A 25,510-nucleotide genomic window follows, 5' to 3' on the forward strand; every position below is an offset into this window, starting at 1 on the left:
TGAAAATTTGTCGATAGCCCCGTAGAATTGGCTAGACACCAAGCATGTCCCGCTCGATTCGGCCCTGAACCGAACGCTCAATCCCTCATCCTGCCAACGCCAATGAACGCTACCGCTACCGAAAACCACGTGAATCAACCCGAGATCTGGCTGATCCGTCATGGTGAAACCGAATGGAGTCTTTCCGGCCAGCACACCGGCCGTACTGACATTCCGCTGACCGACCACGGGCGCGAACAGGCGCGTTGGCTGCGGCCGGTGCTTGCGGCGCAGCCCTTCGACCTTGTGCTGTGCAGCCCGATGTCTCGCGCTCGCGATACCTGTGCCGAGGCAGGTCTTGGTGCTCAGGCAGAGGAAGAGCCGCGCCTGAGCGAATGGAACTACGGTATCTATGAAGGCCGTACGACGCACGATATCCGTGCTGAAGATCCTGACTGGGCCGTGTGGACGTCGACTATGACAGACGGCGAAAACGTAGAAGACATCCAGGCGCGGGCAGAGTCCCTGATCGCGCGACTGCTTGCCACGAACGGGCGCATCGCGCTGTTTTCGCACGCGCATTTCCTGCGGGTTCTGGGTGCGTGCTGGATGAACGATTCAGCGGCGCTGGGGGCACATCTGCTGCTCGATACCGCGTCGGTCAGCGTGCTGGGTTTCGATCGCGAAACAAGGGCGCTGAAGCAATGGAACGTGCGTCCGCAATCGTAGGGCCGCACCTGCAGGTCAGAACAAGTCCTCGTGCCGGCAATTCACGAGGATCTCTGCGACGCTTGCCGTATTCGGCATCGCAATGGTGTTCGCGATGAGCAAGGCCAGATCCTCAGGCTGGGTCATCGCCTGAGGTTCCAGATCGGCTATGCCCGCCGCCATGTCGGTATTCACGAAGCCGGGGCAGATCGCTGTCGCGCGAATGCCGTCATCCCAGCCGGCTCGCCGCACGGCATGATTCAACGCGATTACCGCGTGCTTCGACATCTGGTAACCCGCGTTCAGGTTCTTCACGCGCTTGCCGGATAACGACGCAATCTGCACGACGCGCGCATCGCCGGGTTTGCGCAGATGCGGCAACGCGGCCTGGATCAGGCGGAAGGGCGCCTTCACGTTGATATCGAGCGTCTCTTCGAGTTGCTCACTCGTGCCGTCCTCGAGCGTGATGTGCGTGCAGATTCCCGCGTTGCTGATCAGGACATCGATGCGGCCAAAATGCTCGACGGTCGCCTCGACCCAGCGTTGTCCGCTGAGCGGATCGCGTGCTTCATAGGCAAACGTAAATGCATCGAAGGGAAAGTGAGACGACGAAGGGTCGCGCATGCCCAGCGACAGCCGATAACCTCGTCGGTGCAACTCCGTCGCCACCGCCAGGCCGATGCCGCGATTCGCGCCGGAGATCATCGCTACCTTGTCCATTCTCCAGGTCCCTGGTTTTAAAAACCCGCGTCGATAACGATCTTCGTGCCGTCACTGAAACGGCTTAGCCGGAACATGTGTGGATCGACAAGCGGTGTGTCGTTGGTGATCAAATCCGCCATCAACTTTCCTGCAGCTGGACCAATGCCAAAACCATGCCCTGAAAACCCGGTGCTGATGAAAAGCCCCGGCACGCTTTCAACGTCCGATATCACTGGAATGGCATCCGGCGTCACGTCCATCAGACCCGCCCAACGCTGAGCGATGCGCGCACCGCTCATGTGCGGAAAGACCTTCACGAACTCACGCAGGCCGGCATCGGTATAAGCGGAAATAGGCTCGGGGTCGAGCGTGCGAACGTCCTCGAAGGCGGTGCGTTGATCAAGCGCCCAATGACGCGGCCGGCGTAGTTCATCGAAGAAACGCGCGCCCAGGCCAATCCGCAATGCGCCCATCTGACTCTTGAGTGCTGGGATATATTGAGGTAGAAGGCGGAAGCTGTCAGGCGTGATATCCGTGTAGGTACGAAAGCCGAATGCAATCGTATAACCGCCGTCCACGCGCTTGCGGAACGCGAACTCCTTGTTGCTGGCGCTCACCGCAGGACCGCCTTCTATAGGCGATGTCCGCAACACGGAAGCCTTCACCATCAACTGCGGCACGTTGACATCCAGATTCCCGCAGAAGAGCCGTGACCACGCGCCGCCCGCCACCACCACGCTCTTGCAGCGAATTGTTCCCAGTTCCGTCACCACTGCGCTGACGCGTCCAGCGCTTGTTTCCACACCGCGCACCGCGCAAGGCGTGAGGATTTTCACGCCGCGTTTGCGCAGTGCATTGGCTATTGCCGGTGCGGCTTTCTGCGGTTCGGCCCGGCCATCGCCGGGGGTGAACAGGCCGCCCTTGAAAGCCCTTGCCGCACCTGGGAGCAAACCAGCAACGGTCTTGGGGTCGACCTCGCGGGTATCGAATGCATCGTTTCCGGCTAACGCACGCGCTTTCTCAAGCCATACGCGATGCCCTTCCATCTTCGCGTCGTCGTTAGCCATGTACAGGATGCCGCATTGCTTGAAACCGGTGTCGATGCCGAGTGTCTGATCAAGCGTGCGCCACAGTTTCAGGCTTTCGATACTCAGTTCGAACTCGCGCATGTCCCGATGCGTGACACGCACCCAGCCCCAGTTGCGGCTGGATTGTTCGCCCGCTATATAGCCCTTCTCGCACACGGCCACGCGCAGGCCTTTGTCGCTTAGATACAGCGCCGTGCTCACGCCAATAATCCCGCCACCGACCACCACGACATCCACTTCGTCCGGCAAGGTGGTGTCGTCGGTGACGGTTTCGACTGGTGGTCCCATAAGCTTGTTATTCCGTGCCTTTAGTTGTGTTGTTCGGCCATGCCGGCGCGTGCCGCTGCGGCCGCTTGACGCTTGAGTTGCTTGCGCGTGGTTGCCGTGCTTGCGCCGCCGTAACGCGGATTCGAATGGCGGTTGGTCCAGCGGTCGATATGATTGATCGCGTGCGTGAGGGGCACGGTAATCAGCAAGTAGACGAACCCGGCGGCGACCAGCGGAGACAGGTTCGCCGTATTTACCGACGTGTTCTGTCCAATGGTGAACAGGTCCCGTTGCGAAGTCAGCAAGCCGAGAAAATAAACGAGGCTTGAATCCTTCACGATCGAAATGAACTGGTTCGCGAGCGCGGGCAGAATTCGCCGGACGCCTTGCGGCACGATCACATGGCGCATGGCAGTCCAATACGTCATGCCGAGCGCCTGACACGCGGAGAGCTGCCCTTTGCCCACGCTCTGTATGCCCGAACGAAAGATCTCCGCTATATACGCCGATGAAATCAGACCGAGCGCCACGATCGCAAGCGGATACGGATTCGGGCCGAAGACCGCAAGCCCGACCGGCGCGAGTCCTTGCCCCACGAGCAGGATCACGAGCGCCGCCGGCAGACCGCGAAAGACCTCGACGAACACACGCGCCGGCACTTCGAGCCAGCGCATATGCGACACCGCCATCAACGCCAGCACCATGCCCGCGATGATCCCGAGCAAGGTCGAGAACAGCGACAGCACGAGCGTGTTGACGAGCCCGGTTTCGAGCAGCGCAGGAAGCGATCCCGTGAGCAACTGCCAGTCGAGGAAGTTCTGCAGGAATGCGTTCATGGCGCTCTCCGGATCATGTCGGCGAAAATTCAGCTACCGGTTTTCATCTCGTACGGCGGCAGGCTGGCGGGCTTCGGATAACCCGGATGGAACTGCGTATAGAGCTTCATCCAGGTGCCATCGGCAACCAGCTCGTTAAGCGTCTTGTTGACCGCGGCTTCGAGCTTGGCATTGCCCTTGCGCATCGGAAAACCGGCCGGCAGGTTGATCGCGGAAATATCCAGCCGGTCGGCGAGATTCAACTGCGGGTACTTGCTTTGCAGACCGTCGACGAGCGATTTATCGATGAAGAAACCATCAATATATTTCGAGCGCAGGGAGAGAAAGCCCGCGTTCACGTTAGGAAAACGCACGATCTGCGCGCCCGGCAAATAGCTGTCCGAATACGTGTCTTCAATCGTACCTTGCACCACGCCAATGCGCTTGTCCTTGACCGACGCCTTGTCGCTTGTGATCGCGCTATCGGGCAGGGTCGCTACGCTAAGCAGCCCAGTCAGGTAACCCTCGGAGAAATCGACCATCTTCAGCCGGTCCGTGGTGATCGATATCGATCCGGCGGCGAGATCGATCTGCTGGTTCGTCACACTCGGCAGCAAGCCGCTGAAGTCCTGCGCACGAAAGTCGACGCTCAATCCCAGCTTGGCGCCAATCGCGCGCAGCAACTCGACGTCGAAGCCGGTCATCTTGCCGTTATCGATGTAGGAATAAGGCTTGTTGTTGGCGTCCACGCCAGCCATTAGCTTGCCCGGCGCAAGCGTGCCGAGGTCGTCAGCATGGGCGCTGGTCGCGGCTATCAACGAGAAGGAAGCGACGATAGAAATCAGGCTGAGAAAGTGTCGAAACCGCATGATGTTGCTCCATGGAAACCAGCGATGAATTGAAAATACAACGAGTCGATGCAGAGTCACTAACAGGCTTAAAAACCAGGCGTCAGGACAGCGCGCCGCGCACGCGTCCGTTCCAGCAATCGTCGAGCTGATACAGCACGGTGCCCATCGGCACGCTCAAGCTGCGCGCCATGCCGCCCGGACTCAGCGGAAACGGACCTTCGCCGAATGCGCCGGGCGCGGCATCGAGGCTTGATAGTGTTCTTGCAATGCGCTGCCCGAGGTAACTCATCAACGCGACGCCGTTGCCGTTGCAGCCGAGCGCGTAAAAAACGCCGTCGCGCTCGCCAATATGCGCGAGCTTGTCGCCGGTCATCGCGACGTATCCCTTCCATGCATGCGTGATACGCACGTCGCGTAAAGCGGGCCAGAGCTGCACCATCTTCCTGTGCAGGATTCGCGCCGCCTCGCGTTCACCGACTTCGCGAAACGATGGCCGCGAGCCGAACAGCATGCGCGTTCCGTCGGGGGAAGGACGGGTATAAAACAGGTTGCGCTTGGAGTCGCTGATCATGCGGCGGCCCGGATTCAGTACATCCATGAGTCCGGGTGGAAGGGGTTCTGTGGCGATCTGATAACTCGCCACCGGCAGCACGCGACGCGAGAGAAATGGCAGTAAGGGGCCTGTATAACCGTTAGTCGCGACCAGCACTTGCTTTGCATCTATCTTGCCGCGCGCCGTATGGACAGCGAAGCGCGCGCCCGTCCGTTCAATCCGTTCCACCGCCGCGTGCGAATGCAGGCTTGCGCCGCACCGCCGTGCAAGCTCGCGTAGCGCGCGGTGATATTTCGCCGTATGCAGGCCGCCGTATTCATCCACGAGAATGCCGCCGTAGTAATAGTCCGACCCCACCACGGCGCGTTGCTCCGCCCGCGCCACCACATGCACGGTCACGCCGGTTTTCTCGCGCAGCAGCTCGCCTTGCTGGCGCAGCCGCTCGAAATGCCCGGGAGTGAACGCACCAAAAAAGCGGCCGGTTATCTGCAGATCGGCGTCGAGCGATTCACTGGATATCAGGTGCTTGAGATAGTCGAAACTCGCCGTGGATTCCGCCATCAAACGGCCCAGCCGTTCCGCCGATACCCCGCGAATGGCCTCGGTCAGCGCCAGTTTTTGCCCGCTCGACACCATGCCGCCGCTGCGCGTGCTGCCGCCCGCGCCGATCTCGGCGGCATCCAGCACGGCAACCGTTGTACCTTGCCGCGCCGCTTCCGCCGCCGCCGATAACCCGCAATAGCCGCTCCCCACGATCACCAGATCCACGCTCGATGGCAACGCGACGCGCGACGTTTCGGGTGGCGCCGCGTCCCACCAATACGGCGTGATGCGAAAGTCATCGTGGAAAAGGAGTGCGTCTGATCGCATGGTTCGTTGGGGGTGACTAGTTGGGGACCAGTCTAGGAGCGCTTCCGTCATCCGGTCAAATACGGCCAAAAACGTCTGCTATTCAATTTTGATATGACAAGCTTGCGTGCGGGCGGGGCAAATCAAGGGAGAGGGGCACACATGAACCAGAAGCAAATCGAAGCGTTCAGGCTGGTGATCCTGAGGGGATCGATGACGGCCGCGGCCGAAGAACTCGGCACCTCGCAGCCTAGCGTCAGCCGCCTGATTGCAGAGTTGGAGGCGTCGACGGGACTGGCGCTTTTCACGCGCAACGGCGGCCGGATCCAGGCTACCGATGCCGGTACCGCGTTCTATCGCGAGGTCGACCGCAGTTTCGTGGGACTCGAAAAGCTCGGGCATTCAGCGCGGGAGATTCGCCAGTTCGGCAGTGGCCGGCTGCGTCTCGTGGCGCCGCCGGTGTTGGCGTTATCGTTCGTACCCCTTGTGATCGAGCGCTTTCTTGCGGCATATCCGCGTATTGCGATTTCGCTGGAAATGCGCAGTGAAGGCACGATCCAGCGCTGGGCATCGTCGGCCTATTGCGACGTCGGTTTTGCCACCACCACGCCTGACGCGTTCGGCGTGATCAGCGCCGAGTTGTATCGACTGGCCGGGGTCTGCGCGTTGCCCGCCCAACATCCGCTCACCGCGCGCAAGCGCATCCATGCGCGTGACTTGAAGGACCAGAGCCTCATCCTGCCGTCCTACGCCGACGACACCCGCTCGTCACTCGATCGCGCGTTGCGCCAGGCCGGCGTGAACCAGGCGCCGGTGATCGAGACGCCGTACGGCGCCACCATTTGCGCGATGGTCGCGCGTGGCCTGGGTGTGGGCGTGGTGAATCCGCTGGCCACCACCGATACCAATCCGGCCCGCATCGTGTTCAGGCCGTTCTCGCCGGACGTGATGTTTCGCGGCTTCACGGTCTGTCCTCAGTTACAGCATCCGAACCCGCTGGTGACGGCTTTTCTCGATCTCACCAAGGAAACGATGGCGATTGAAGCGGCTCGTTTGCGAGGGTTCGCCGACACGAGTCTGAGCTCTCCGAGCTAGGGGTTTCCCCGATTCGTCTTGACGCATAATATTCACGCATATAAAGTTTTATTCACCGACAGGAATAATGAGATAGAAAAACCGCTTTCGATGGAGACGAAAATTTTGACTCAACCCCCTCTGGGTTCGCTTGACCGCATTCGCGTTGTTGATTTATCGCGTGTGCTGGGTGGTCCTTACTGCACGCAGATACTCGCCGACCACGGCGCCGAAGTGATCAAGATCGAACCGCCGGCGGGCGATGAAACGCGCACCTGGGGCCCGCCGTTCGATGGCGACACCGCCGCCTATTTCCTCGGCGTGAATCGAAACAAGCTGGGCGTGTCTCTGGATTTATCGCAGGAAGCGGGGCGCACGAAGCTGCTGGCGTTGCTCGAAACCGCCGACGTGCTGATCGAAAACTTCAAGCCCGGCACGCTCGAGCGCTGGGGTATCGGCTACGAACAACTGTTGCAGACGCGCTTTCCGAAGCTCGTCCATTGCCGCGTATCCGGCTTCGGCGCGGATGGTCCGCTCGGTGGCCTGCCCGGCTACGACGCAGCGATTCAGGCGATGGCCGGCATCATGAGCGTGAACGGCGCAGCGGACGGCGAAGCGACGCGCGTGGGCATTCCGATTGTGGACATGGTCACCGGCCTGAACGCCGCGCTTGGCATCCTGATGGCGTTGCGCGAACGTGACGGCAGTCAGCTTGGGCAGTTCGTGGAGTCCACGCTGTTCGATTGCGCGCTGTCCATCCTGCATCCGCACACTGCCAACTACTTCTACTCCGGCACGCCGCCGCAGCGCACCGGCAACGCGCATCCGAACATCACGCCGTACGACATGTTCCATACGGGCAGTGTCGATATCTTCCTGGCGGTGGGAAACAACACGCAATTCACAGCGCTGTGCGAAGTGATCTGGGCGCCTCAGCTTGCGGAAGATCCGCGCTTCGAGAGCAACAAGGCGCGCACGGCGAATCGCCGCGAACTGCGTCGCGAACTGGAAAGCGTGTTCGACCGCTGGGACGGTGCGCAACTTGCCGATACGCTCATCCGCCGGGGTGTGCCGTGTGCGCCGGTGCTGTCCATCGATGCCGCGCTCGACTTGCCACATACAGCGCATCGCGAGATGGTGGTGTCGATGGAGGGTTACAAGGGCATCGCCTCCCCGATCAAGCTCAGCCGCACGCCTGCTACCTACCGGACACCGCCGCCCAAGCTCAACGAGCACGAGGCGCAGGTCTTTAATCAAACCCCGAAGGGAGACGCCTGATGCTCGCGCTGACTGGCACTATCGCGATCGTCACGCTGTTTGGCCTGATCATCACCAAGCGGCTTTCGCCGCTGGTGGCGCTGATCGCGGTGCCGACGGTCGCGGCGCTGGCCGCGGGCTTCGGGTTATCGACGGCGAAATTTGTCGTACATGGGGTGCAGGCTATCGGCCCGGTAGCGGGGATGTTTGTATTTGCGATTCTTTTTTTCGGAATACTAACCGATGCGGGCATGCTGGATCCGATCATCAACGGCATCTTGCGGATGGTCGGCGGCAAACCCACGCGAATCGTGATGGGATCGGCGCTGCTCGCGCTGCTGATCCATCTGGACGGCTCGGGCGCGGTCACGTTTTTGGTCACCATCCCCGCCATGCTGCCGCTCTACACACGTCTGGGACTCGACAAACGGATCCTTGCCTGTGTTGCGTCGATGGCGGCCGGTGTGAACTTCCTGCCCTGGGTGGGACCCATGTTGCGGGCGTCCGCCGCGCTGCATATTCCGACCACTGTGATCTTCTATCCGATGATCCCACTGCAAGTCGTCGGCCTCGCGTTCGTATTCGGCTCCGCTTACTGGCTTGGCAAACGCGAAGAGAAGCGCCTGGGCCTCGGCAAGGGTGCGCCGCAAGCTGCGCTGCAACCGCGTGAACTCTCGGTGGAAGAAGCAGCATTGCGACGGCCCGAGCGTTTCTGGATCAACGTGGTGCTGACCGTGGTCGTGCTTGCCACGCTGGTGAGCGGGATCGTGGACCCGGTCGTGATGTTCATGCTGGGCACCGTGGTCGCGCTGATCGTGAACTACCCCGAGGTCAATGCGCAGCGCGCTCGTATTGATGCCCACGCGAAAGCCGCACTGATGATGGCAAGCGTGCTGCTCGCGGCGGGGGCGTTCACCGGCATCATGTCAGGCACCGGCATGCTCTCCGCCATGGCGCAGGTCGTCGTGCAGCACGTCCCCGCCGAACATGCGCGTCACATGCCGTTCGTGCTCGGTTTGCTGTCCATGCCGCTGTCCCTGCTGTTCGATCCCGACTCGTTCTACTTCGGCATTCTTCCCGTCATGGCGGAGAGCGCGAAGCTGCTTGGCGTGCCGCCTATACAGATGGCGCAGGCCGCATTGCTCGGTCAGATGACCACGGGTTTTCCTGTGAGTCCATTGACGCCCGCCACGTTCCTGATCGTCGGTCTGACAGGCGTTGAGCTGGCCGAGCACCAGAAGTTCACGATCCCGTTCCTCTTTGCGGCCACCTTGCTGATGGTTGCGACCGCGGTGGTGATCGGCGTATTTCCGCTTTAGTATCGGGACCTCCACATATGAATTTCGAACTCACTGAAGACCAGCAATCCATCAAGGCTGCGATCGAAAAACTCTGCGAACGCTACGATGACGACTACTGGCTCGAACGCGACCGCGAAGGCGGTTTTCCCCACGACTTTCATCGCACGCTGGCGGACGCGGGCTGGCTTGGCATTGCGATGTCGCAGGACTACGGCGGCTCGGGGCTTGGCATGACCGAGGCGGCGTTGATGATGCAGACCATCAGCGCGTCGGGCGCGGGTTTGTCGGGTGCGTCGGCGGTACATATGAACATCTTCGGGCTGAATCCCGTGCAGGTGTTCGGGAGCGCGGAACAGAAGCGGCGTTTCCTGCCGCCGTTGATAGAAGGATCCGACAAGGCATGTTTCGCTGTCACCGAACCCGATTCGGGGCTCGACACCACGCGGCTTAAAACGCAGGCCGTGCGTGATGGTGACCACTACGTGCTAACGGGCCGCAAGATCTGGATATCGACGGCGCAGGTGGCGAACAAGATGCTGATCATCGCGAGGACCACGCCAATCGATCAGGTCGCTAAACCGACCCAGGGTTTGAGTCTCTTTTATACCGACCTCGATCGTACGAAAGTCGAAGTGCGCGAGATCGAAAAGATGGGCCGCAAGGCGGTGGATTCGAATATGCTTTTCATCGATGGCTTGCGTGTTCCGGCTGATGACCTGATCGGCGAGGAAGGCGAAGGATTCAAATATTTGCTGCATGGTTTGAATCCCGAACGCATCCTGATTGCGGCCGAAGCGATTGGTCTAGGTCAGGCCGCGCTAAGGCGAGCCACGCAATATGCAAAGGAGCGGGTGGTGTTCGGGCGTCCGATTGGACAGAACCAGTCGATCCAGCATCCACTCGCGCAGTCATGGATGCAGCTCGAGGCTGCGAGCCTGATGGTGTTCAAGGCGGCCTCGCTGTATGACGCCGGCCAGGCGTGCGGCGCCGAAGCGAACGCGGCCAAGTATCTTGCAGCGGAAGCGGCGTTCCAGTCATGCCAGACCGCGATGTCGACGCTTGGCGGCATGGGGTACGCAAAGGAGTATCACGTTGAACGTTATTTGCGCGAGTGTATGATTCCGAGGCTCGCACCGGTCAGTCCGCAAATGATCATGTGCTTTATCGCAGAGAAAGTGCTTGGGCTCCCTAAGTCGTATTAGCGTCGGTCGTATTAGTGCTAGCAACCCGCCTGAAACAAGTGGAACGAATTGCCATGGATGTCAAACTCGTTGCACGCACGCTCGACTTGTTCGAGCGTTTCGCCACGGAACAGCGGCCGTTGCCGCTGACCGAACTCGCCCGGCTGATGGACGTGCCGGTATCGAGTTGTCTCGCGCTTGCCCGTACGCTGGTGAGCCGCGGGTATCTCTATGAAGTGAAAAAGCGCGGCGGATACTATCCGACCCGGCGGCTGCTGCAACTCGCGCAAGCGATAGATGCGGTCGATCCCGTGCTGGAGATGCTGCATGCGCGGCTAGTCGCATTACGCGATGTCACTGGCGAGACCATCGTGTTGGGAAAGATTCACGATGCCGCCGTGGTGTATCTCGACGTGGTGGAATCGTTCAAGGCGATTCGCTACATCGTGAAGCCGGGCGAGCTTCGTCCCGTGCATGCTAATTCAATCGGCAAGGCGATCTTTGGCGAGCTCTCGCCGGAGCAGCAACAGGCGCTCGCGGCGAAGCTCGGGTTCGAGCGGATGACCGATCGCACGACGGCTGACGTTGCAGCGCTTGTGACTCAGACGGAGTCTGCCAAGAAACGCGGCTGGCATGTCAATCTCGGGGAGAGCGCGCCGGAGCTTTCAGCGGTCGCGATTGCGGTGTCGGTTGGCGGGGACCTGTATGGCATATCGGTGGTTGGGCCGACCGAGCGTATCGAGAAGCAGGAGGAGGCGCATGGGCTGGAGCTTGTGCGGGTAAAGCAGGAGATCGATGCGCAGGAGAAGTGACGCAAGTATCTGGTGGACACCTGTGACGCTGAATTTTTTCTGCTAGATTGAACACCCTTGCTTAGCGTCGTACGGTCGAGGTTTTAAAGTCCGCACACGCTTCCCGTCTGGCGCTTCAATCGACCATGACTTCGCCTACCGCTTTTCCATCCACGCTCGACACCCGGAGTCCGCCCGCGAACCGGGCGAGGATCTGGCGCGAGCCGGCGCTGGCGAATGCCGAATTGCTCCGGGCGGCTTATCGGACGCATCAATTCCCGCCTCACGCACACGACGAATACGCGATCGGTTTCATCGAACGTGGTGCGCAGGCTTATACGCGCGGCCGCAAGGAGCGGTTGATCATGCCGATGGGAAAGATCTGCGTGATCAATCCCGGGCAACTGCACGAGGGCAGGGGGGCGACCGAGACCGGCTGGGACTATCGGATGATCTACGTTCCGCCTGAGGGCCCGGCGATGGTTCTGGCGGGCTCGGAGCCCACTAGCGGGCGCGACCTGCCATTCTTCGCGGAATCGGTCATAGACGACCCTGACACATTGCACGCACTGTATGCCGCACACGTGTGCTCCGAGTCTTCTGACGCCTCGCAACTCGAAAAGGCATCGCGCCTGATCTACGCGCTGCGCCGGCTCATGACGCGGCATGGCCAAGGCGTGCCGCGTGCTCAACTGCCGCGCGCGGTGCGCCGTGCCAGGGAGTTTATCGATGCAAGCGTGGCGGCGAACCCGTCACTTGACGATATCGCGAGCGCGGCGGGCATGAGTCCCTTTCATTTGTTGCGCGAATTCAAGAAGGCGGTCGGCGTGCCGCCTCATGCGTATCTTGTGCAACGTCGTATGGATGAAGCACGCCGCTTGCTGCTGAAAGGTCATGCGCCGAGGAGGGTCGCCATGGAGGTGGGTTATAGCGATCAGTCGCATTTGAGCCGCGAATTCAGGCGCTTTTACGGCGTCCCGCCCAGCACGGCGATTCGTTAGAAAAGTCGTTAGAAAGAACCGCAATTTTCTTCAAAGCGCTCGCTCGGCTGTCCGTCAGACTTGGCTCCATGGGTTCATTGAATGGAGAAAACCATGATCGACTTGCGCAGCGACACCTGTAGTCAACCCACCGAAGCCATGCGTCACGCAATGGCGACGGCAGCGGTCGGCGATGACGTCTATAGCGACGACCCCACGGTCAAACGGCTCGAACGCGAGGTTGCAGATCTGCTTGGCAAGGAAGACGCAGTTTACATGGTGACCGGCACCATGACGAACCAGGTGGCTATCCGGGCGCACACCGAACCGGGCGATGCAGTACTGTTCGATCAGAACGCCCATGTCTACATACTCGAAGGCGGTGCGCCTGCGGCGTATGCGGGCGTGTTGCCGCGCTTGTTACCCGGCGTGCGTGGCATCTTCAACGCAAGTGATGTGGAAGCGGCCATCGGCGTGCCTCACCGGTTCTTTCCCGCCACCATTCCCGCCCCCGTTCGGCTGCTGTGTCTCGAGAATACTCACAACATTGGCGGCGGCAAAGTGTGGCCGCTGGAGCAACTCAAGGCCGTGTGCGACGCGGGACGCGCGCGCGGCGTGAAGCTGCATCTGGATGGCGCAAGGCTTTGGCATGCCACGGCCGCGACGGGCATTGCGGAAAGTGAATACGCCCGGCATTTCGACACGGTCAGCGTCTGCTTTTCCAAGGGACTGGGCGCGCCTGTCGGATCGGCCCTGGCGGGATCGCGCGAATTCATCGCGCGTGCAAGGCGCTTCAAGCAACAGATTGGCGGTGGGTTCAGACAGGCTGGGATCATCGCCGCCGGTGCGCTCTATGCGCTGCAAAACAACCGGGCGCGACTGATCGAAGATCATGACAACGCCCGTCTGCTGGCGCAAGGAATTGCTTCGCTGCCGGGTATCGAGATCGATGTGAATACGGTCGAGACGAATATTGTCCGGTTTGCGGTGACGTCCCTGCCCGCGGGTGAGTTTGTCGAGCGCCTATACGAGAAGGGCCTGTATGTCCTGCCCTCCGCTACCGACGGCGTGCGCGCGATTCCGTATCTGAACATCACGAAAGCGCAGGTTCAGGAAGCCATCGGCATCATTGCATCAGTGGCCGAAGCGTATGCGGAGAAGGCCGGTGCAATGGCAGGAGAAGCCGCAAGGGGCGGCGCGGGATATTAAAAGCAAAGGCGCGATGATCCTTGGCCATCGCACCCCGCCACTGGCGTCTTACGCCGGCGCCCCGGCTTGACGCTTAGGATCGGCCTTCATGAATGCCGGATGCTGGTCACACGCGGCCATGATCCGGTCGATAGTCGGCACATCAGGGATCGCGATCTTGAACACGCGCGCCACTGCAACAATACTTGCGAGGCAGATATCCGCCATGGTGGGTTCATCGCCGTGACAGAATTTGCCCGTTTCCGGCGCGCCCGCAAGACGCTCTTCGATTGCGGCAAGACCCGCGACGAGCCAGCGGATTTGCCAAGCGCGCCACGCGGCATCGTCGAATCCGCCCGTTGTCTGAAGATACTTTTTCACGCGCGGCACGACCAGCGGATGAGTATCGGCAGCGCACATGGATGCAATCGAGCGTACTCGTGCGCGACTGTATAAATCGCTTGGCAACAAGGGCGGCGAGGGCTGCAGTTCGTCGAGGAATTCGAGGATGGCCAGCGATTGTGTCAGCGGTTCGTGCCCTTCTTCTACCAGCGCCGGAATGGACCCTAGCGGGCTAATTTTTAGGAATTCGGCGCTGCGTTGCTCACCCGCGTCAAGATCGATGTTTTGTTCGTGCGCGCTCAGGCCCTTCAAATTAAGGGCGACACGCACGCGAAACGCGGCGGACGAACGCCAGAACGCGAAGAGTTCGAATTGCGCTTGCTCTGACATGCGGATCTTCCTTCGTAGTGGACGGTAGCGGCGACGTTGGCTAAGTCGTCGGCTCTCAACTATGCATGAAAGTGCTTTAGCTTGTGTTGAAAGCTAGGAAGATCCACAAACGCCGATGCCCGGCGAACCTGAGTTCGCCGGGCATCGGTTTCCTGCCAAATCTTAATCTTCAGCTTTTATCAGTTATGTGAGGAAAGCGAACTTGCGTCGTTACCTTGGGCGCGATCACCGGATTGCGTGGTCGTGCTGCGCACGCCGCCGTAAGCGCTTGCGCCCGCGTTGCTCGTCGCGCTTTCCGCTGCGATGGTTTGCGCGCTTTGGCCGCGTTGCGAAGAGGGTGCGCCAACCAGCGGGTTGTACGACGGTGCCGGGCCATAACCGCTGCTGGCGAACGCGGGTGCTGCAAAGGCGGCGGACACAGCGACTAACAACGATGCAATAGGGGTCTTGTTCATGATGGGCTCCGATGCGTATCAATGACTTCATTTCATGGGCTACGCAGCGGTCTTGCTGATTGGTGCGCTGCGTCGATGGGATGCAGTATATGCGCGCACTATCGAAATATTGTACCGATAGAGGGGAATAGTGAATCCGCACGAAATGAACAATTGGAGGTGGTGGGTAATTGCTGAATTCGCTAAGAAAATAGGGCGTGATATTGGTTTCAAACTAAATCGCACGCGCGGTATGCACTCCGTTTAATCGTGGTGGTTCTTCAAGGAAACCGGCTCGGTTTCCTATGTTGAGCAATGAGGCAATCCGCCTCGTAACTCGACAAGCGACGAGCCATGACCAATCCCAGCCGCAGTATCAGTCCGCTACGCCAGCGCATGATGGACGAGATGCGCATGGGCCGCCTCGAGCCCAGAACGCGAGCCAACTATCTCCGCGTGGTGCGACAGTTCACCGTGTTTCTCGGACGCTTGCCTGACACTGCCACCGTCGAGGACTTACGACGCTATCAATTGCATCTGGTTGACCGGGGCGTTTCGCCGATTTCCGTCAACGCGGCAATCGTGCAGGCTTCCAAACTTGGCCCTCGTGTCTCGACGGCGCTCGAAGCTACGCGCAACTGAACACTTTTAAAATTTCAACCGGTGACAACTCGCGAGTCTGCGCGTCCGCATTGCGAATGTATCGGGGAGTGCCGTGAGGTTGCGATGGGTAACCTTCTGTTTGACCGATCGCTTGACGTTTGTCAACACACGTCAATTTTTGACAGAAAGCTTGAGGGAAGACGGTTACGCTAGGGAGGCCAACATCGCAAACGTGACGTCCATTCACATAGGAGACTTAAGCATGCTGAAACAGCAGAACAACGAGACCACATACCTGTTCGTCACTATCGGCTCTTGCACCAAGCTTGGGGGCCGAGTTACACGGGTAACAACCACGGCAGAGTATGAAGGGAAGGCCCTGGCTCGCGTTGGCGATATCGTTACCTATGATGATGGCAGCGAAGCTACCATCATTGACGGCGCTGGGTTTGCCGCCACATGGGATGACAAGCCGTTCGCGCTGGTTGGTTCCCGCCTAAGTAATGGCGACACGATCACAGAAACTTTGCTGGACGGCTGGGGTATCACGGTTCGCGACGGCGAAACGATTCCTGGTCTGTTTGATCCTGCCTACACGCTGCCCCCAATCGCTAAGACGGACGGAGGCAGCAATCATGCGTAAGGCGGCGGTACGGCACGGCGATCCGACGACAACGCGCGGGTTTGTTCTTGCTTACTCGTCAACAATCCACGACGACGGGAAACAGGTTGCGCTGAGCGGCGACGAAGCAACTTGCGGCAATTGCAAGGGCTTATTCAAGATATTCGGCACCGGAGCGGGCATGTCCGAAAAGGGGCGCGTCGTGGTTATTGACGGCGATCAAGTGCTGTGCCCTTGCAAGAAGAACAGGGTAATTGTTGGCAGCAATCCGGGGATTTTTCTTAAGACCACCGACGGCTCGGCGCGCGCGAGCAGTGTTGCCGCCACAACATCGCCATCGCAACCCGTGGATGAGGCGAAGTATTCCCGTTGGTGCTTAGTGCGGGACGGTGTTACTGGCGAGCCAGTCGCTAATCGGAGTTTTGTTGCCGATGTTGGAGGCCGAAGCCAACACGGAAAGACGGACGGGCAAGGCTACGCGAAGATCGAGACCAACGGTGAGCAGTCGTTCAACATCCATGTCATCTTTTCGTCGCCGAAGCGCGTCCTGAAACCTCGTCAAGGAAATTAGTCGTGACAGCAGACTACAACATAGAGCATTGGACTTCGGCTTGTACGATGGTTGGCAGCAGCAAAGACGATGCTGTCCCAATCAAGGTTCACGATCGGGCCGCAACGCGACAAGCAATCATCAACCACGTAAGACAAAACGGCATGAACTTCGTGGAGCGCTCGGACTGGGCTGCGCACAAGAACCGCTCCGAGCGGATGCACGACGACTGGAACTACACCAAGATCGCCATCCATCACGCCGGACGTAGCTTCACGTGCGGCCCTGCTGCGCTTCAGATGCAGGAAATCCAAGACATGCAGATGGGAAAGAGCACAGCGGCGAGCGACGATATCGGCTATCACTATGCGCTTGACTGTTTCGGCAATGTCTTCGAAGGCCGGGATATCCGGTTCAAGGGCGAGAACGTGCACAACTACAACACGGGGGTCATCGGTGTTGTGTTGCTAGAGAACCTCGCCGCCCCCGACGAGGGCCGCGATGGCGTCGCGATGGTCCGTAAGCTTTTCGATGCAATAGGTTTCAGCGAGCGACCGCTCCTACCGGAGCAGCAAAAGCAATCGCTCGAAGCATTCATCGCGATTTTGCGAGAGTTCTTTTTTATTAATACGCTTGGGGGTCACCGCGAGTTTCCTGGCCAACTGGGGGAGGGCAAGATTTGCCCGGGCAATGTTGGCTCGGCGGTCGTAAAAGAACTGCGGAAATTGACTGGTCTAAGTGCGCCATGAATGTGCCTTGGAAATGGCTCGGGGCGATAGCTGGTGCAGCCGTCGTTTTCTTGATGATTGCCTACACGGGCTATGTCAATTCATATTTAGATCACGAGACGCAGACCACGTTCTTCCTGAAACGATATCCGACGTTGCAGGCGAAGTTCTACGACCCGTTCGCAAATGAGGGGGATGACGAGCCGATCGACCAGTTGTCGCCGACCGATCGTGCGCACTTTTCCGACTACTGCAAATATCGGTTTGGGATTGTGGATCGCGACACGAGGGCGCTGCAGCAGTGCAAAGCGAAGATTCCGGGATATTTGCGGTAGGTGTGTACTGTGGGCCTGTAGTCGACGTGGTCGGTTTCCTCCGTTGGGCCTTGTAGGACGCCTGCCCGCTGGCGCTTGGGCGAGTTGACGCGTCGACGGATCAGGGCATCCGTCCGCAACCCTAAACAACGGGAAAAGCTGAATCAGGCTTGAACGCAAAGAGAAGGTGCTAAGCAGCGGCTTAGTTGGCTAGCGCACCTTAAGGCCCTAACCGCCCTCCACCGGCATCTCCTTCAACTCCACATCCGGCGCCATCGTATTCCCTGCGGCAGCACCCGGAACATTGACGGATGATTGCTCAAGCTGGTTGCTGCCCCTGCTTGCCAGCGCGGCGCAATCGCCCATTGGCAAACGCTTAACCACGGCGTACGCCACCAACATGGCCGCCGTGCCGAAGATCGCGTTCCCGGCCGCCTGTCCAATCATCACACCCACAGGTCCATGCCGCATTCCGGCCGCGACGAACGGCACCGTGCCGATAGTCGCGCGCCCCCAGTTGAACAGGGTCGACAACAATGGCCGATCAAGATTGTTGAAGGTCGCGTTCGCGACGAACTGGCAGCCGACGAACGCATAACTCGCCACCAGCCACGAACAGAACGCCGTGATGATGACGGCGGTGTCGCCGCGCGCCGAGAACGCGCGGATCAAGCCACCCTGAGCTAGCGCCAGCACGACCCACGCAACCGCGACCGTCAACAACACGAACACCAGGCTGTTGCGAACAGTTTCCCGAATCCGGTCCGCGCGTCCCGCGCCAAGATTCTGCGCGATGATCGGACCGACCGCGCCGGTCAGCGCATAGATCACCGCGAAGGCCACGGGCGTGATGCGGTCGATGGTGGCTTGCCCCGCCACGGCGGCAGCACCGAAACGCGCCATTGCATGGGTGACGTATGCGCTGGCAACGGGTGTGGCGAGGTTGGTCAGCACGGCGGGCAGCGCCACTTTCATGACCGGCTGGCTGTTGGACCACAAGCGTTCAACGCGGACGCGGGCAATGAGATCGTTGACCCGGGTTGCACCATAGAGGCCGACAAGCGCGAGCGCAACGCGCGCAATATCGTTTGATATGGCCGCACCCGTCAGCCCGAGATGAAAACCGAAGATCAGGACCGGATCGAGGACCGCGGTTACGACCGCTGCCGTCAGCGTGACGGTCATCGCTCGGCGGGCATCGCCGACAGAACGCATCAGTGCCGCCGTGCACATGCCGATAGCGAGGAACACGTAGGTGGGCGCGGTGATCAGCAGGAAGCTGTGGGTCAGAACGCGCGTTTCGCCGGCCGCGCCGAGGGCGTTGAGAATTGGGTCGAGGAACAGGAGCGTGGCGGCGCTCAAGATGAGTGTGATGAGGATCATCAGCACGAGACTCGCCGATGCTACCTGCCTCGCTTTGGCCCGTTGGCCCGCACCAAGAAGCCGCGCAACCGTTGCGCTGACGCCTATGGTCATGCCGATGGAAATGGCGGTGTGGAAGAAGTTAACGGTCCCGGCGAATCCGACTGCCGCGGCAACCGACGTGTCGCCAAGCAGCGACACGTAGAAGAGATTCGCCAGATCGACCGCGAAAATGGCCATCAATCCAATCGCCCCGGTTCCTGCCATGACCACGACGTGGCGCAGGGTCGAGCCGTGTACGAAGCGAGCGGAGTCATGGTGGCGTTTTGTTGTCATGGTCGAGCATGGGTAGTGGAAGGTGGACCGGTGGACTGATGGACAAATCATCGCATGAATGATCTTTGTTTCCGCGGCTGCAAGGATGATTGTCCGACAGCACTCATTTAGGAGAAACGAATGCAGTGTTATACGCGTGTTGTGGGAACAGTATCCTGCGCACGTTGCGGCTTCTCCATGTCAGGGCATTTTCAAGATGATCGATCGCCTACAATGTTTCTGGCCGCCGTGGCCGGACTCGCGACATGGCATTGAATGTGTCGGGAACGTGTCTTGCACGGCGGCTCCATGAAGCAGCGAACGCGCTGCTTCACAACGTTGTTGACTACGTCGACCAAGGGACAAACATCATGAGCATTTTTGGCACGATCCTGAGCAAGATCTTCCCTTCAAGCCATCCTGCTATTACAGCGCCCGCACCGGTTGCCGATCCGGCCGCGCCCCCCGCGGCAGACGCAAGCGCAGCACCCGACGCCGCTGCAGCGCCGGCTGCGGCCGCTGAACCGGTGGATGTCGAAGCGGTCCTCACCGACATGCAGGCTAATACGTCGGAGCAATTGAACTGGAGGACATCGATCGTCGATCTGATGAAATTGCTCGGTCTCGACAGCAGCCTCGGCGCTCGCAAGGAACTGGCCGGCGAGCTGCACTACTCGGGCGACACCGACGATTCCGCATCGATGAACATCTGGCTGCACAAAGCCGTGATGGAACAGCTCGCGGCCAATGGCGGCAAGGTGCCGGACAGCTTGAAGGGCTAAGCTTCGCGTCGCCCTTGTGGCGACGGCTGGCACGCGTTGGCGCTTGCGCGGGTATGGCAAGACGGCAGGCGTGCCAGCATGATTTCGCAACTGTTAAATCTGGGTGGCGTCATGCCCTTGTCACATTGTTTTGAATGACACTGCGCCATGAAATAGGCGTGGTTATCGCTCAAGCTTCAACGCCTTCCCATATCCCGTTAGTTCCAGAAAAGCGTGGCCTAGCGTTTTACCGTCACGACTCACCAATACCGCTCCCTCCCAATACACTGCACCAGTCGACTGGCTGGAGTCGAGCTCCTGATCGTCCATCAATGGATCGAGCTGCCACGTAAGCGCGCCGGTCCTGACCGTCTCCGATACCGGATAAGACGTGCCGGTGCGCGGCGAGCGCCAGGTCCTGCGCGGCGTGAAGTCGACCTGGTCCCCATCGAATGCGCTCACATGCCCGTTTGCATCGCGAAGCGCTGCGTGTGACCAGACGGTCCCGCCGTTTTGTCCTCGCACCTTGAAAGCCATCAGCGCCGATCCGTCCGACAAATTGGCGCCTAGCCAGTCCCATCCCGTGGCATCGCTGCTAAGCACCGTGCTTGACCATTCGTGATCCAGCCACGCCGAGCCGGTGACTGCCGCGCTCAGGCCGCCCTTGCCGTTCGCGTTAGAAGCGTTGGACGCGCGCGTGACCTTGCCGCTCACACGCAGTTGCGGTTCGCTGTAGTAGTAGCTCGCTTGCGTGGCGAGCGGACCTTTTCTCGAGTAACCGTTGTCGCCTTGCAGCAGCGGTGCCTGAGTCGGCGTAAGCGACAGGTTCAGCGTGAAATCCGCGGCATTTACTGTGACGATGTAATGACCATCGGCGGCACGCACGAGATGCCAGGCGTCGAGCTTGACGTCGGTGTTATCGGTCTTCGCATAAGCTAGATCGAAGCCCTGACGCGCGATCTTCTGATCGTGCACAAGTCGTCCCAATGAAGGATCGCCAAGCGCCGCATGAGCAATGATTAACTGCGACGGCGCGAACGCACCCGGGTCCGCGGGATCGTGCCCGGTCGCCGAGCGAAAGAACGTGATCTGGAAACCGAGCGGCTTGCCATCCGGTTGATTGAGCCAACCCGTTGCATACCACCACTCGGTGCGAAAGGCCGGATGTGCGCCTGTGTCTTGCGGGAAAATCAGCGGATGATCCGGCCTGACCGTGGCGAACTCCACGGCTATGGAGGGTGTGCTTGCTATGCAGCAAGCGCAGGCCATTACGACCCATCGCCACGCCTGATTTAAAGAGCTTGGAAGGCGACGCATCACCAGTCCTCCTTGACCGCTCGCACGGCATCGAGAGAAACCGCCTTGCGTCCTGCAACCACGGCTGTTGCACATGACGAGATCAGCATGACAAGGGCCACCGTGCTCAATACATGCCATGGAATATGCATCGACATGCTCCAGTGGAACGACTGTGGATTAACCACAAACACCAGGATCAGGCTGATCGCCCACCCAAGGATTGATCCCACCGCAATACCAAGCGCAGTCAGCATGCCCGCCTCCGCCGCGAGGATCGCGAGCACCTGACGACGCGTCACGCCGACGTGCCGCAACATGCCGAACTCGCGCGCCCGAGCGAGTGTCTGCGCCGAGAACGTTGCGGCCACACCGAACAGCCCGATCACAATGGCCACCGCTTCCAGCAGGTAGGTCACCGCGAAGCTACGGTCGAAAATGGTCAGCGTGCGCGCGCGGATGTCGCCGGGTTCGGCGAACTCCATCGCGGCGCCGAAGGGCAGTTTGCGCAGGCGAGCTATGACGCCTTCCACGCTTGCGCTTCGGTCCACAGTGATGGCGGCGTCGGTGGCGCCTGCGTCGCCCGTGAGGCGACGATAGTCTGCCAGCCGCAACTGAATCGCCCCCGTTTGCCGCGCGTAATCGCGCCACACGCCGGCTACGACAAACGTCCCGCCCTGTGTGCCAATAGACAACTTGAGCCTTTGCCCCAGCCTGTATCGATACAGGTCGACCATCGCTTCCGAGACCCATATCGGCGTCTCGCCGTCCCGTAGGGCGGACGCTGGAAGTACAGGGCCGGTCATCTGCATGGCTGCGCCCGGATCGGTTGCATCGATGTCACGCGCGAGCAGCGTCACCGCGGGACGGGCAGGGTCAAGCGTGAGATGCGACGTGCGATTGAACGCGGCATGCCTGATGCCGGGCGTTGCGGCAATTGCCATTTGTTGGCCGGGGCTCAGGCTCGCGGTGTTGCCATTGGCCGCGACTCGAACATACAAGTCCGCCGACAGGAGGTGGCTCAGCCATTCATCGACGGATACACGGAAACTCGCAACCATGATCGCCATCGCGACAATCAGCGCAAAACTCGACAGAACGCCGCCCATGGCGATCGATGCCTGCCCGGGTGCATTGGCGAGGCGGGCGAGCGCCAGCGTCGTGACGGCGCGCATACGGCGTTTGGCATGCCATCGGCTCAGGCCGGTGAACACAATCGCCGTGCATCGCGGCATCAACGCGATACCGCCGACTAGAAGCAATGCAACGGCTAGATAACCGAGGATAGGGACATCGAATAACGGCGGCAGGAGCGCCAGTATTCCTGCGAGCGCGAGGCAAATCACTGCTGGCCAGGGCGACGACAGCCGCGCCAGCGCGCCTTCTTCGCTGCCCGCTTTGAGCGCCGCCGCCGGCCGTGCGCGCGCCGCTTCGAGCGCAGGGACGAGACTGCCGAGCACGGACACGCCGATACCCAACGCGAGAAATATGGCGCTTGCAAGAGGCTCGAAACTGACATGAGGCTGCACGCCCGGGAAGTAGCCGCCGCCGAGGTCGCTGCCGAAGAAACGCAGCGCGATGCTCGACAGCGCGTAACCCAGTGCGAGGCCGAGCATGGAACCGGCTACACCGAGGAGCGCCCCTTCCATCAAAATCTGCCGTAGAAGCTGGTCGCGCGTATAGCCCAATACGCGAAGCATCGCGAACTGCGCGCGACGTCGGACGACTGCCAGCGCTTGCGTCGAAAACACCAGGAAAGCGCCGGTGAAAAGCGCTACCAGCGCGAGCACGTTCATGTTGATGCGATAAGCGCGCGAGAGACGGTCGGTACGGCTTTCATCGTCGCGTGTTTCGGCGACGACCAGTTGATTGCCAAGCCGCTCTTGCAACTCGCGTTTGAAGTGTTCCCGATCGACGCCGCGCTGCAGTTGCAAATCGACGCGCGAGAGTTTTCCTTCAAATCCGAAACGCCACTGCGCGGCGGCGATATCCATCACCGCGACGCGTTGTCCAGGCCGCGTCCTGACCAACCCGCCGGCCACTCGAAAACGGACAATGGACGTACCGCTAAGCAGCGCAACGTGGTCGCCGGGCGCCGCGTGAAGCCACTGTTGCGCAGCGGGTGAGAGGAAGATGGCGTCATCGGAGAGGCTATCGAGCGGACGCTGAGCAGACGGCACGCCGATCAGTTCCGGCGTGATGCGGCTCGCCCTGAAGACGTCTATGCCAAGCACTTTCAACGCAGCGGTCTGGCCGGGCACGGTCACGTCCAGATCCAGCACGGGACTGGCTAGTGCTACGCCGGGTGTTGTAGCGAGACGCGGATACCAGTGTTCATCGAAGGTGGGCTGTGCGCCGCGGACCTGCAAGTCGGCCTCGCCGGAAAGACTCTTGGCGGCGGCGGAAAATTCGTTGAATGCCGCACTGTTGATGAGCTGCACGGCATATCCGAGCGCGACGCCCAGCGCAATGGTTGCGATGGCCACAATCGCCCGAGCCGGATGACTACGCCATTCCGCGCCGAGCAGCCAGCGCGCGAGTAGCCGGCCGCCTGCAATACGCTGCGAGGGTTGTGTCACGCGCTCGCTCACAGACTTTCACCAGCTGACCGCGTCGGGTTCCCGGCATGCAACCCATGCTCGCTCAGGATGAGTATCCGGTCCGCGCTGGCCGCTGCCGCCATGGAGTGCGTGACCATGATTGCTGCGGCGCCGTTCGCCTTGATCTCCGCACGGAACAACGAGAGCACCTCGTGCGCGGTCTCGGGATCCAGGTTGCCGGTTGGTTCGTCAGCCAGGATCAATGTGGGCCGATGCACAAGCGCGCGAGCGATCGCTACACGCTGCAACTCCCCGCCCGATAGCTGCCGTGGGAAATCGTCGCCACGGCCACCCAGCCCAACGGCTTCCAGCAAGTCGAGCGCGCGGGCCGGTGGCGTGTCGTTGAGCAATAGCGGCAGCGCGACATTTTGAACCAGCGTGAGATGCGGCAGCACGTGAAATGCCTGGAAGACGAAGCCGAGCTTTTGCCGCCGAAGGCGAGTGGCGGCGTTATCGTCGAGACTCGAAATTACTGTACCGTCGATCAGCACTTCGCCGCTGTCGGCCTGATCGAGGCCCGCGATCAGGTTCAAGAGCGTCGACTTGCCCACACCCGAATCGCCCATGATCGCGACGAACTCCCCGGGATCAAGCGAAAAGTCGAGGTTTGCCAGTAACACGCGGCCTGCGCCGTACGCCTTGCTCAAACCGCGACATTCGAGTGCGGGCGGAACGCCATTGTTGCGAAGAGTCATGAAGATCGGGTCGTCAGTGAGGTGTGGACTGGCTTGCAGTCCTCCACTGTGACAGAGAAGCGCCGTACGCGTGCGGGGCACCGCCACGACGGACCACTGACCGTCTTCTAGCGTGCGAGCTTCTCGACGTAAAACGCCGCCGTCTCGTAAGGAACCGTGACGACGTCCTTACCCGCGAGCAGCGGTTCACTCGCGATCAGCGCCTTGACCTCGCTATCGATCTTCTCGCGCTCGTCGACGCCCAGCGCCGCAACAAAGCTGGTGGAGCGCACCCGGTTCAGGATCACGTCTTCCGGCGACCCGGTGTGCCCGACGCTGAAATGGTGTTCATTGAGCGGGCCGAAACCGTCGAACGGGAACGCGGCTCGCCACGCGCCTGTGTAATAACGCGGCGTATCGCTTTCCACCCGATTTACGATCGCGTCGAGCCGGGCGACCCACGGTACATTGGCATCCCGCAGATTCCAGATCAGGCCGAGCTTACCGCCCGGTTTCAAGACCCGGAGTATGTCCGCAAGCGCGGCGCGGGTTGAGAACCAGTGGAATGATTGCGCGCACACCACGGCATCAACCGATGCGTCAGGAAGCGGGATCGAATCGGCCGTGCCAGCGTAAGTCTCCACTTGCGGAAGCGCCGCGGACAGCTTGCCAAGCATGGCGGCGACGGGTTCGACTGCGATCACCTTTGCGCCCGTGCTGATCAGGCGCGGTGTGAATTTTCCGGTGCCCGCGCCGAGATCCACGACGCTCGTTCCGGCGCGAAGCCCGAGCTGATCACGCAACCAGGCCGCGATCTCGGGCGGATAGTCGGGCCGGCCGCGCACGTACGTGTCTGCTGTTTCTGTTGTCGCGTAGCCGTCTGCTGCGGCGTGGTGCACGCCATGTAATGCCTTGTTCATCAAGTGCTCCTGCTT

Annotated in this window: 25 protein-coding genes and 1 pseudogene; 14 read left to right on the forward strand and 12 right to left on the reverse strand. The window is 60.5% G+C overall.

The genetic code is table 11. The features are described from left to right. The first annotated feature begins 129 nt into the window (after window positions 1-129). Entirely contained in the window at window positions 130-708 is a 579-nt protein-coding gene (locus FH08_RS0121035) for a histidine phosphatase family protein (protein WP_031360245.1), read from the forward strand. Window positions 709-723: 15 nt separating this feature from the next. On the opposite strand, the gene FH08_RS0121040 is transcribed toward FH08_RS0121035, so the two are convergent. The 5 genes from FH08_RS0121040 to FH08_RS0121060 all read right to left on the reverse strand — a co-directional run bounded on the left by FH08_RS0121040 (window position 724) and on the right by FH08_RS0121060 (window position 5,833). Beyond that, window positions 724-1,407, reverse strand: coding sequence for an SDR family NAD(P)-dependent oxidoreductase (locus tag FH08_RS0121040; RefSeq protein ID WP_031360246.1), 684 nt, complete (start codon window positions 1,405-1,407; stop codon window positions 724-726). A gap of 17 nt (window positions 1,408-1,424) precedes the next feature. After that, on the reverse strand, window positions 1,425-2,765 hold the full coding sequence (locus tag FH08_RS0121045) for an NAD(P)/FAD-dependent oxidoreductase (protein WP_031360247.1): 1,341 nt from the start codon (window positions 2,763-2,765) through the stop codon (window positions 1,425-1,427). A gap of 20 nt (window positions 2,766-2,785) precedes the next feature. Next, window positions 2,786-3,580, reverse strand: a complete 795-nt coding sequence (locus FH08_RS0121050; protein WP_031360248.1) for an amino acid ABC transporter permease — start codon at window positions 3,578-3,580, stop codon at window positions 2,786-2,788. Window positions 3,581-3,609: 29 nt separating this feature from the next. Then, on the reverse strand, window positions 3,610-4,428 hold the full coding sequence (locus tag FH08_RS0121055; protein WP_031360249.1) for a substrate-binding periplasmic protein: 819 nt from the start codon (window positions 4,426-4,428) through the stop codon (window positions 3,610-3,612). An 82-nt stretch (window positions 4,429-4,510) separates the two neighbouring features. Beyond that, the gene (locus FH08_RS0121060) at window positions 4,511-5,833 is read right to left on the reverse strand and encodes an NAD(P)/FAD-dependent oxidoreductase (RefSeq protein WP_031360250.1); all 1,323 of its coding nucleotides are present in this window, start codon (window positions 5,831-5,833) and stop codon (window positions 4,511-4,513) included. A gap of 141 nt (window positions 5,834-5,974) precedes the next feature. Here FH08_RS0121060 and FH08_RS0121065 point away from each other — a divergent pair, with 141 nt between their 5' ends. The 7 genes from FH08_RS0121065 (at window position 5,975) to FH08_RS0121095 (ending at window position 13,605) form a co-directional block, all read left to right on the forward strand. Further along, entirely contained in the window at window positions 5,975-6,907 is a 933-nt protein-coding gene (locus tag FH08_RS0121065) for a LysR substrate-binding domain-containing protein (RefSeq protein ID WP_035566726.1), read from the forward strand. Window positions 6,908-7,012: 105 nt separating this feature from the next. Beyond that, entirely contained in the window at window positions 7,013-8,164 is a 1,152-nt protein-coding gene (locus FH08_RS0121070; protein ID WP_235210431.1) for a CaiB/BaiF CoA transferase family protein, read from the forward strand. Next, entirely contained in the window at window positions 8,164-9,462 is a 1,299-nt protein-coding gene (locus tag FH08_RS0121075; protein ID WP_031360253.1) for a CitMHS family transporter, read from the forward strand. The genes FH08_RS0121070 and FH08_RS0121075 overlap by 1 nt, the downstream gene beginning before the upstream one ends. 17 nt (window positions 9,463-9,479) lie before the next feature. Further along, the gene (locus FH08_RS0121080; protein WP_031360254.1) at window positions 9,480-10,646 is read left to right on the forward strand and encodes an acyl-CoA dehydrogenase family protein; all 1,167 of its coding nucleotides are present in this window, start codon (window positions 9,480-9,482) and stop codon (window positions 10,644-10,646) included. A gap of 53 nt (window positions 10,647-10,699) precedes the next feature. Next, window positions 10,700-11,437 (forward strand): IclR family transcriptional regulator, encoded by a 738-nt coding sequence (locus FH08_RS0121085; protein WP_031360255.1) that lies wholly within the window; start codon window positions 10,700-10,702, stop codon window positions 11,435-11,437. A 125-nt stretch (window positions 11,438-11,562) separates the two neighbouring features. Further along, window positions 11,563-12,417, forward strand: a complete 855-nt coding sequence (locus FH08_RS0121090; RefSeq protein WP_051888398.1) for a helix-turn-helix transcriptional regulator — start codon at window positions 11,563-11,565, stop codon at window positions 12,415-12,417. 93 nt (window positions 12,418-12,510) lie between these two features. Continuing rightward, window positions 12,511-13,605: a threonine aldolase family protein gene (locus FH08_RS0121095; RefSeq protein ID WP_051888399.1), complete on the forward strand. Its 1,095-nt coding sequence runs from the start codon at window positions 12,511-12,513 to the stop codon at window positions 13,603-13,605. Between the two features lie 48 nt (window positions 13,606-13,653). On the opposite strand, the gene maiA is transcribed toward FH08_RS0121095, so the two are convergent. Continuing rightward, a complete protein-coding gene (gene maiA / locus FH08_RS0121100; RefSeq protein WP_031360258.1) occupies window positions 13,654-14,316 on the reverse strand; it encodes a maleylacetoacetate isomerase in 663 nt (220 codons plus the stop codon). A 179-nt stretch (window positions 14,317-14,495) separates the two neighbouring features. After that, the gene (locus FH08_RS0121105) at window positions 14,496-14,771 is read right to left on the reverse strand and encodes a hypothetical protein (protein ID WP_031360259.1); all 276 of its coding nucleotides are present in this window, start codon (window positions 14,769-14,771) and stop codon (window positions 14,496-14,498) included. Between the two features lie 333 nt (window positions 14,772-15,104). Between FH08_RS0121105 and FH08_RS0121110 the strand changes: the two are divergent. The 5 genes and pseudogenes from FH08_RS0121110 to FH08_RS0121130 all read left to right on the forward strand — a co-directional run. Beyond that, window positions 15,105-15,332: pseudogene (locus FH08_RS0121110) on the forward strand (phage integrase N-terminal SAM-like domain-containing protein); the annotation flags it as partial. A 283-nt stretch (window positions 15,333-15,615) separates the two neighbouring features. Further along, window positions 15,616-15,996, forward strand: coding sequence for a PAAR domain-containing protein (locus FH08_RS50085; RefSeq protein ID WP_063771217.1), 381 nt, complete (start codon window positions 15,616-15,618; stop codon window positions 15,994-15,996). Beyond that, window positions 15,989-16,546, forward strand: coding sequence for a PAAR domain-containing protein (locus FH08_RS51955; protein WP_051888400.1), 558 nt, complete (start codon window positions 15,989-15,991; stop codon window positions 16,544-16,546). The genes FH08_RS50085 and FH08_RS51955 overlap by 8 nt, the downstream gene beginning before the upstream one ends. A 2-nt stretch (window positions 16,547-16,548) precedes the next feature. Continuing rightward, the gene (locus FH08_RS0121125; protein WP_035566730.1) at window positions 16,549-17,274 is read left to right on the forward strand and encodes a peptidoglycan recognition family protein; all 726 of its coding nucleotides are present in this window, start codon (window positions 16,549-16,551) and stop codon (window positions 17,272-17,274) included. Continuing rightward, a complete protein-coding gene (locus FH08_RS0121130) occupies window positions 17,271-17,588 on the forward strand; it encodes a hypothetical protein (RefSeq protein ID WP_031360264.1) in 318 nt (105 codons plus the stop codon). Before FH08_RS0121125 ends, FH08_RS0121130 begins: the two co-directional genes overlap by 4 nt. A gap of 207 nt (window positions 17,589-17,795) precedes the next feature. Here the strand turns inward: FH08_RS0121130 and FH08_RS0121135 are convergent, their stop codons facing one another. After that, window positions 17,796-19,265, reverse strand: coding sequence for an MATE family efflux transporter (locus tag FH08_RS0121135; RefSeq protein WP_031360265.1), 1,470 nt, complete (start codon window positions 19,263-19,265; stop codon window positions 17,796-17,798). 350 nt (window positions 19,266-19,615) lie between these two features. On the opposite strand from FH08_RS0121135, the gene FH08_RS0121140 reads away from it, so the two are divergent. Then, entirely contained in the window at window positions 19,616-20,026 is a 411-nt protein-coding gene (locus FH08_RS0121140) for a DUF3597 domain-containing protein (RefSeq protein ID WP_031360266.1), read from the forward strand. A 162-nt stretch (window positions 20,027-20,188) separates the two neighbouring features. Here FH08_RS0121140 and FH08_RS0121145 read toward each other — a convergent pair whose 3' ends face one another. From FH08_RS0121145 to FH08_RS0121160, 4 genes are all read right to left on the reverse strand, one after another. Further along, window positions 20,189-21,322, reverse strand: coding sequence for a carotenoid 1,2-hydratase (locus FH08_RS0121145; RefSeq protein ID WP_035566733.1), 1,134 nt, complete (start codon window positions 21,320-21,322; stop codon window positions 20,189-20,191). Beyond that, a complete protein-coding gene (locus FH08_RS0121150) occupies window positions 21,322-23,880 on the reverse strand; it encodes an FtsX-like permease family protein (protein ID WP_035566794.1) in 2,559 nt (852 codons plus the stop codon). Before FH08_RS0121150 ends, FH08_RS0121145 begins: the two co-directional genes overlap by 1 nt. An 8-nt stretch (window positions 23,881-23,888) precedes the next feature. Then, a complete protein-coding gene (locus tag FH08_RS0121155) occupies window positions 23,889-24,596 on the reverse strand; it encodes an ABC transporter ATP-binding protein (protein ID WP_031360269.1) in 708 nt (235 codons plus the stop codon). Window positions 24,597-24,703: 107 nt separating this feature from the next. Beyond that, window positions 24,704-25,495: a class I SAM-dependent methyltransferase gene (locus FH08_RS0121160; protein ID WP_031360270.1), complete on the reverse strand. Its 792-nt coding sequence runs from the start codon at window positions 25,493-25,495 to the stop codon at window positions 24,704-24,706. Window positions 25,496-25,510 lie beyond the last annotated feature (15 nt).

It is taken from the genome of Caballeronia sordidicola (assembly GCF_000729995.1).
Lineage (GTDB): Bacteria > Pseudomonadota > Gammaproteobacteria > Burkholderiales > Burkholderiaceae > Caballeronia > Caballeronia sordidicola_A.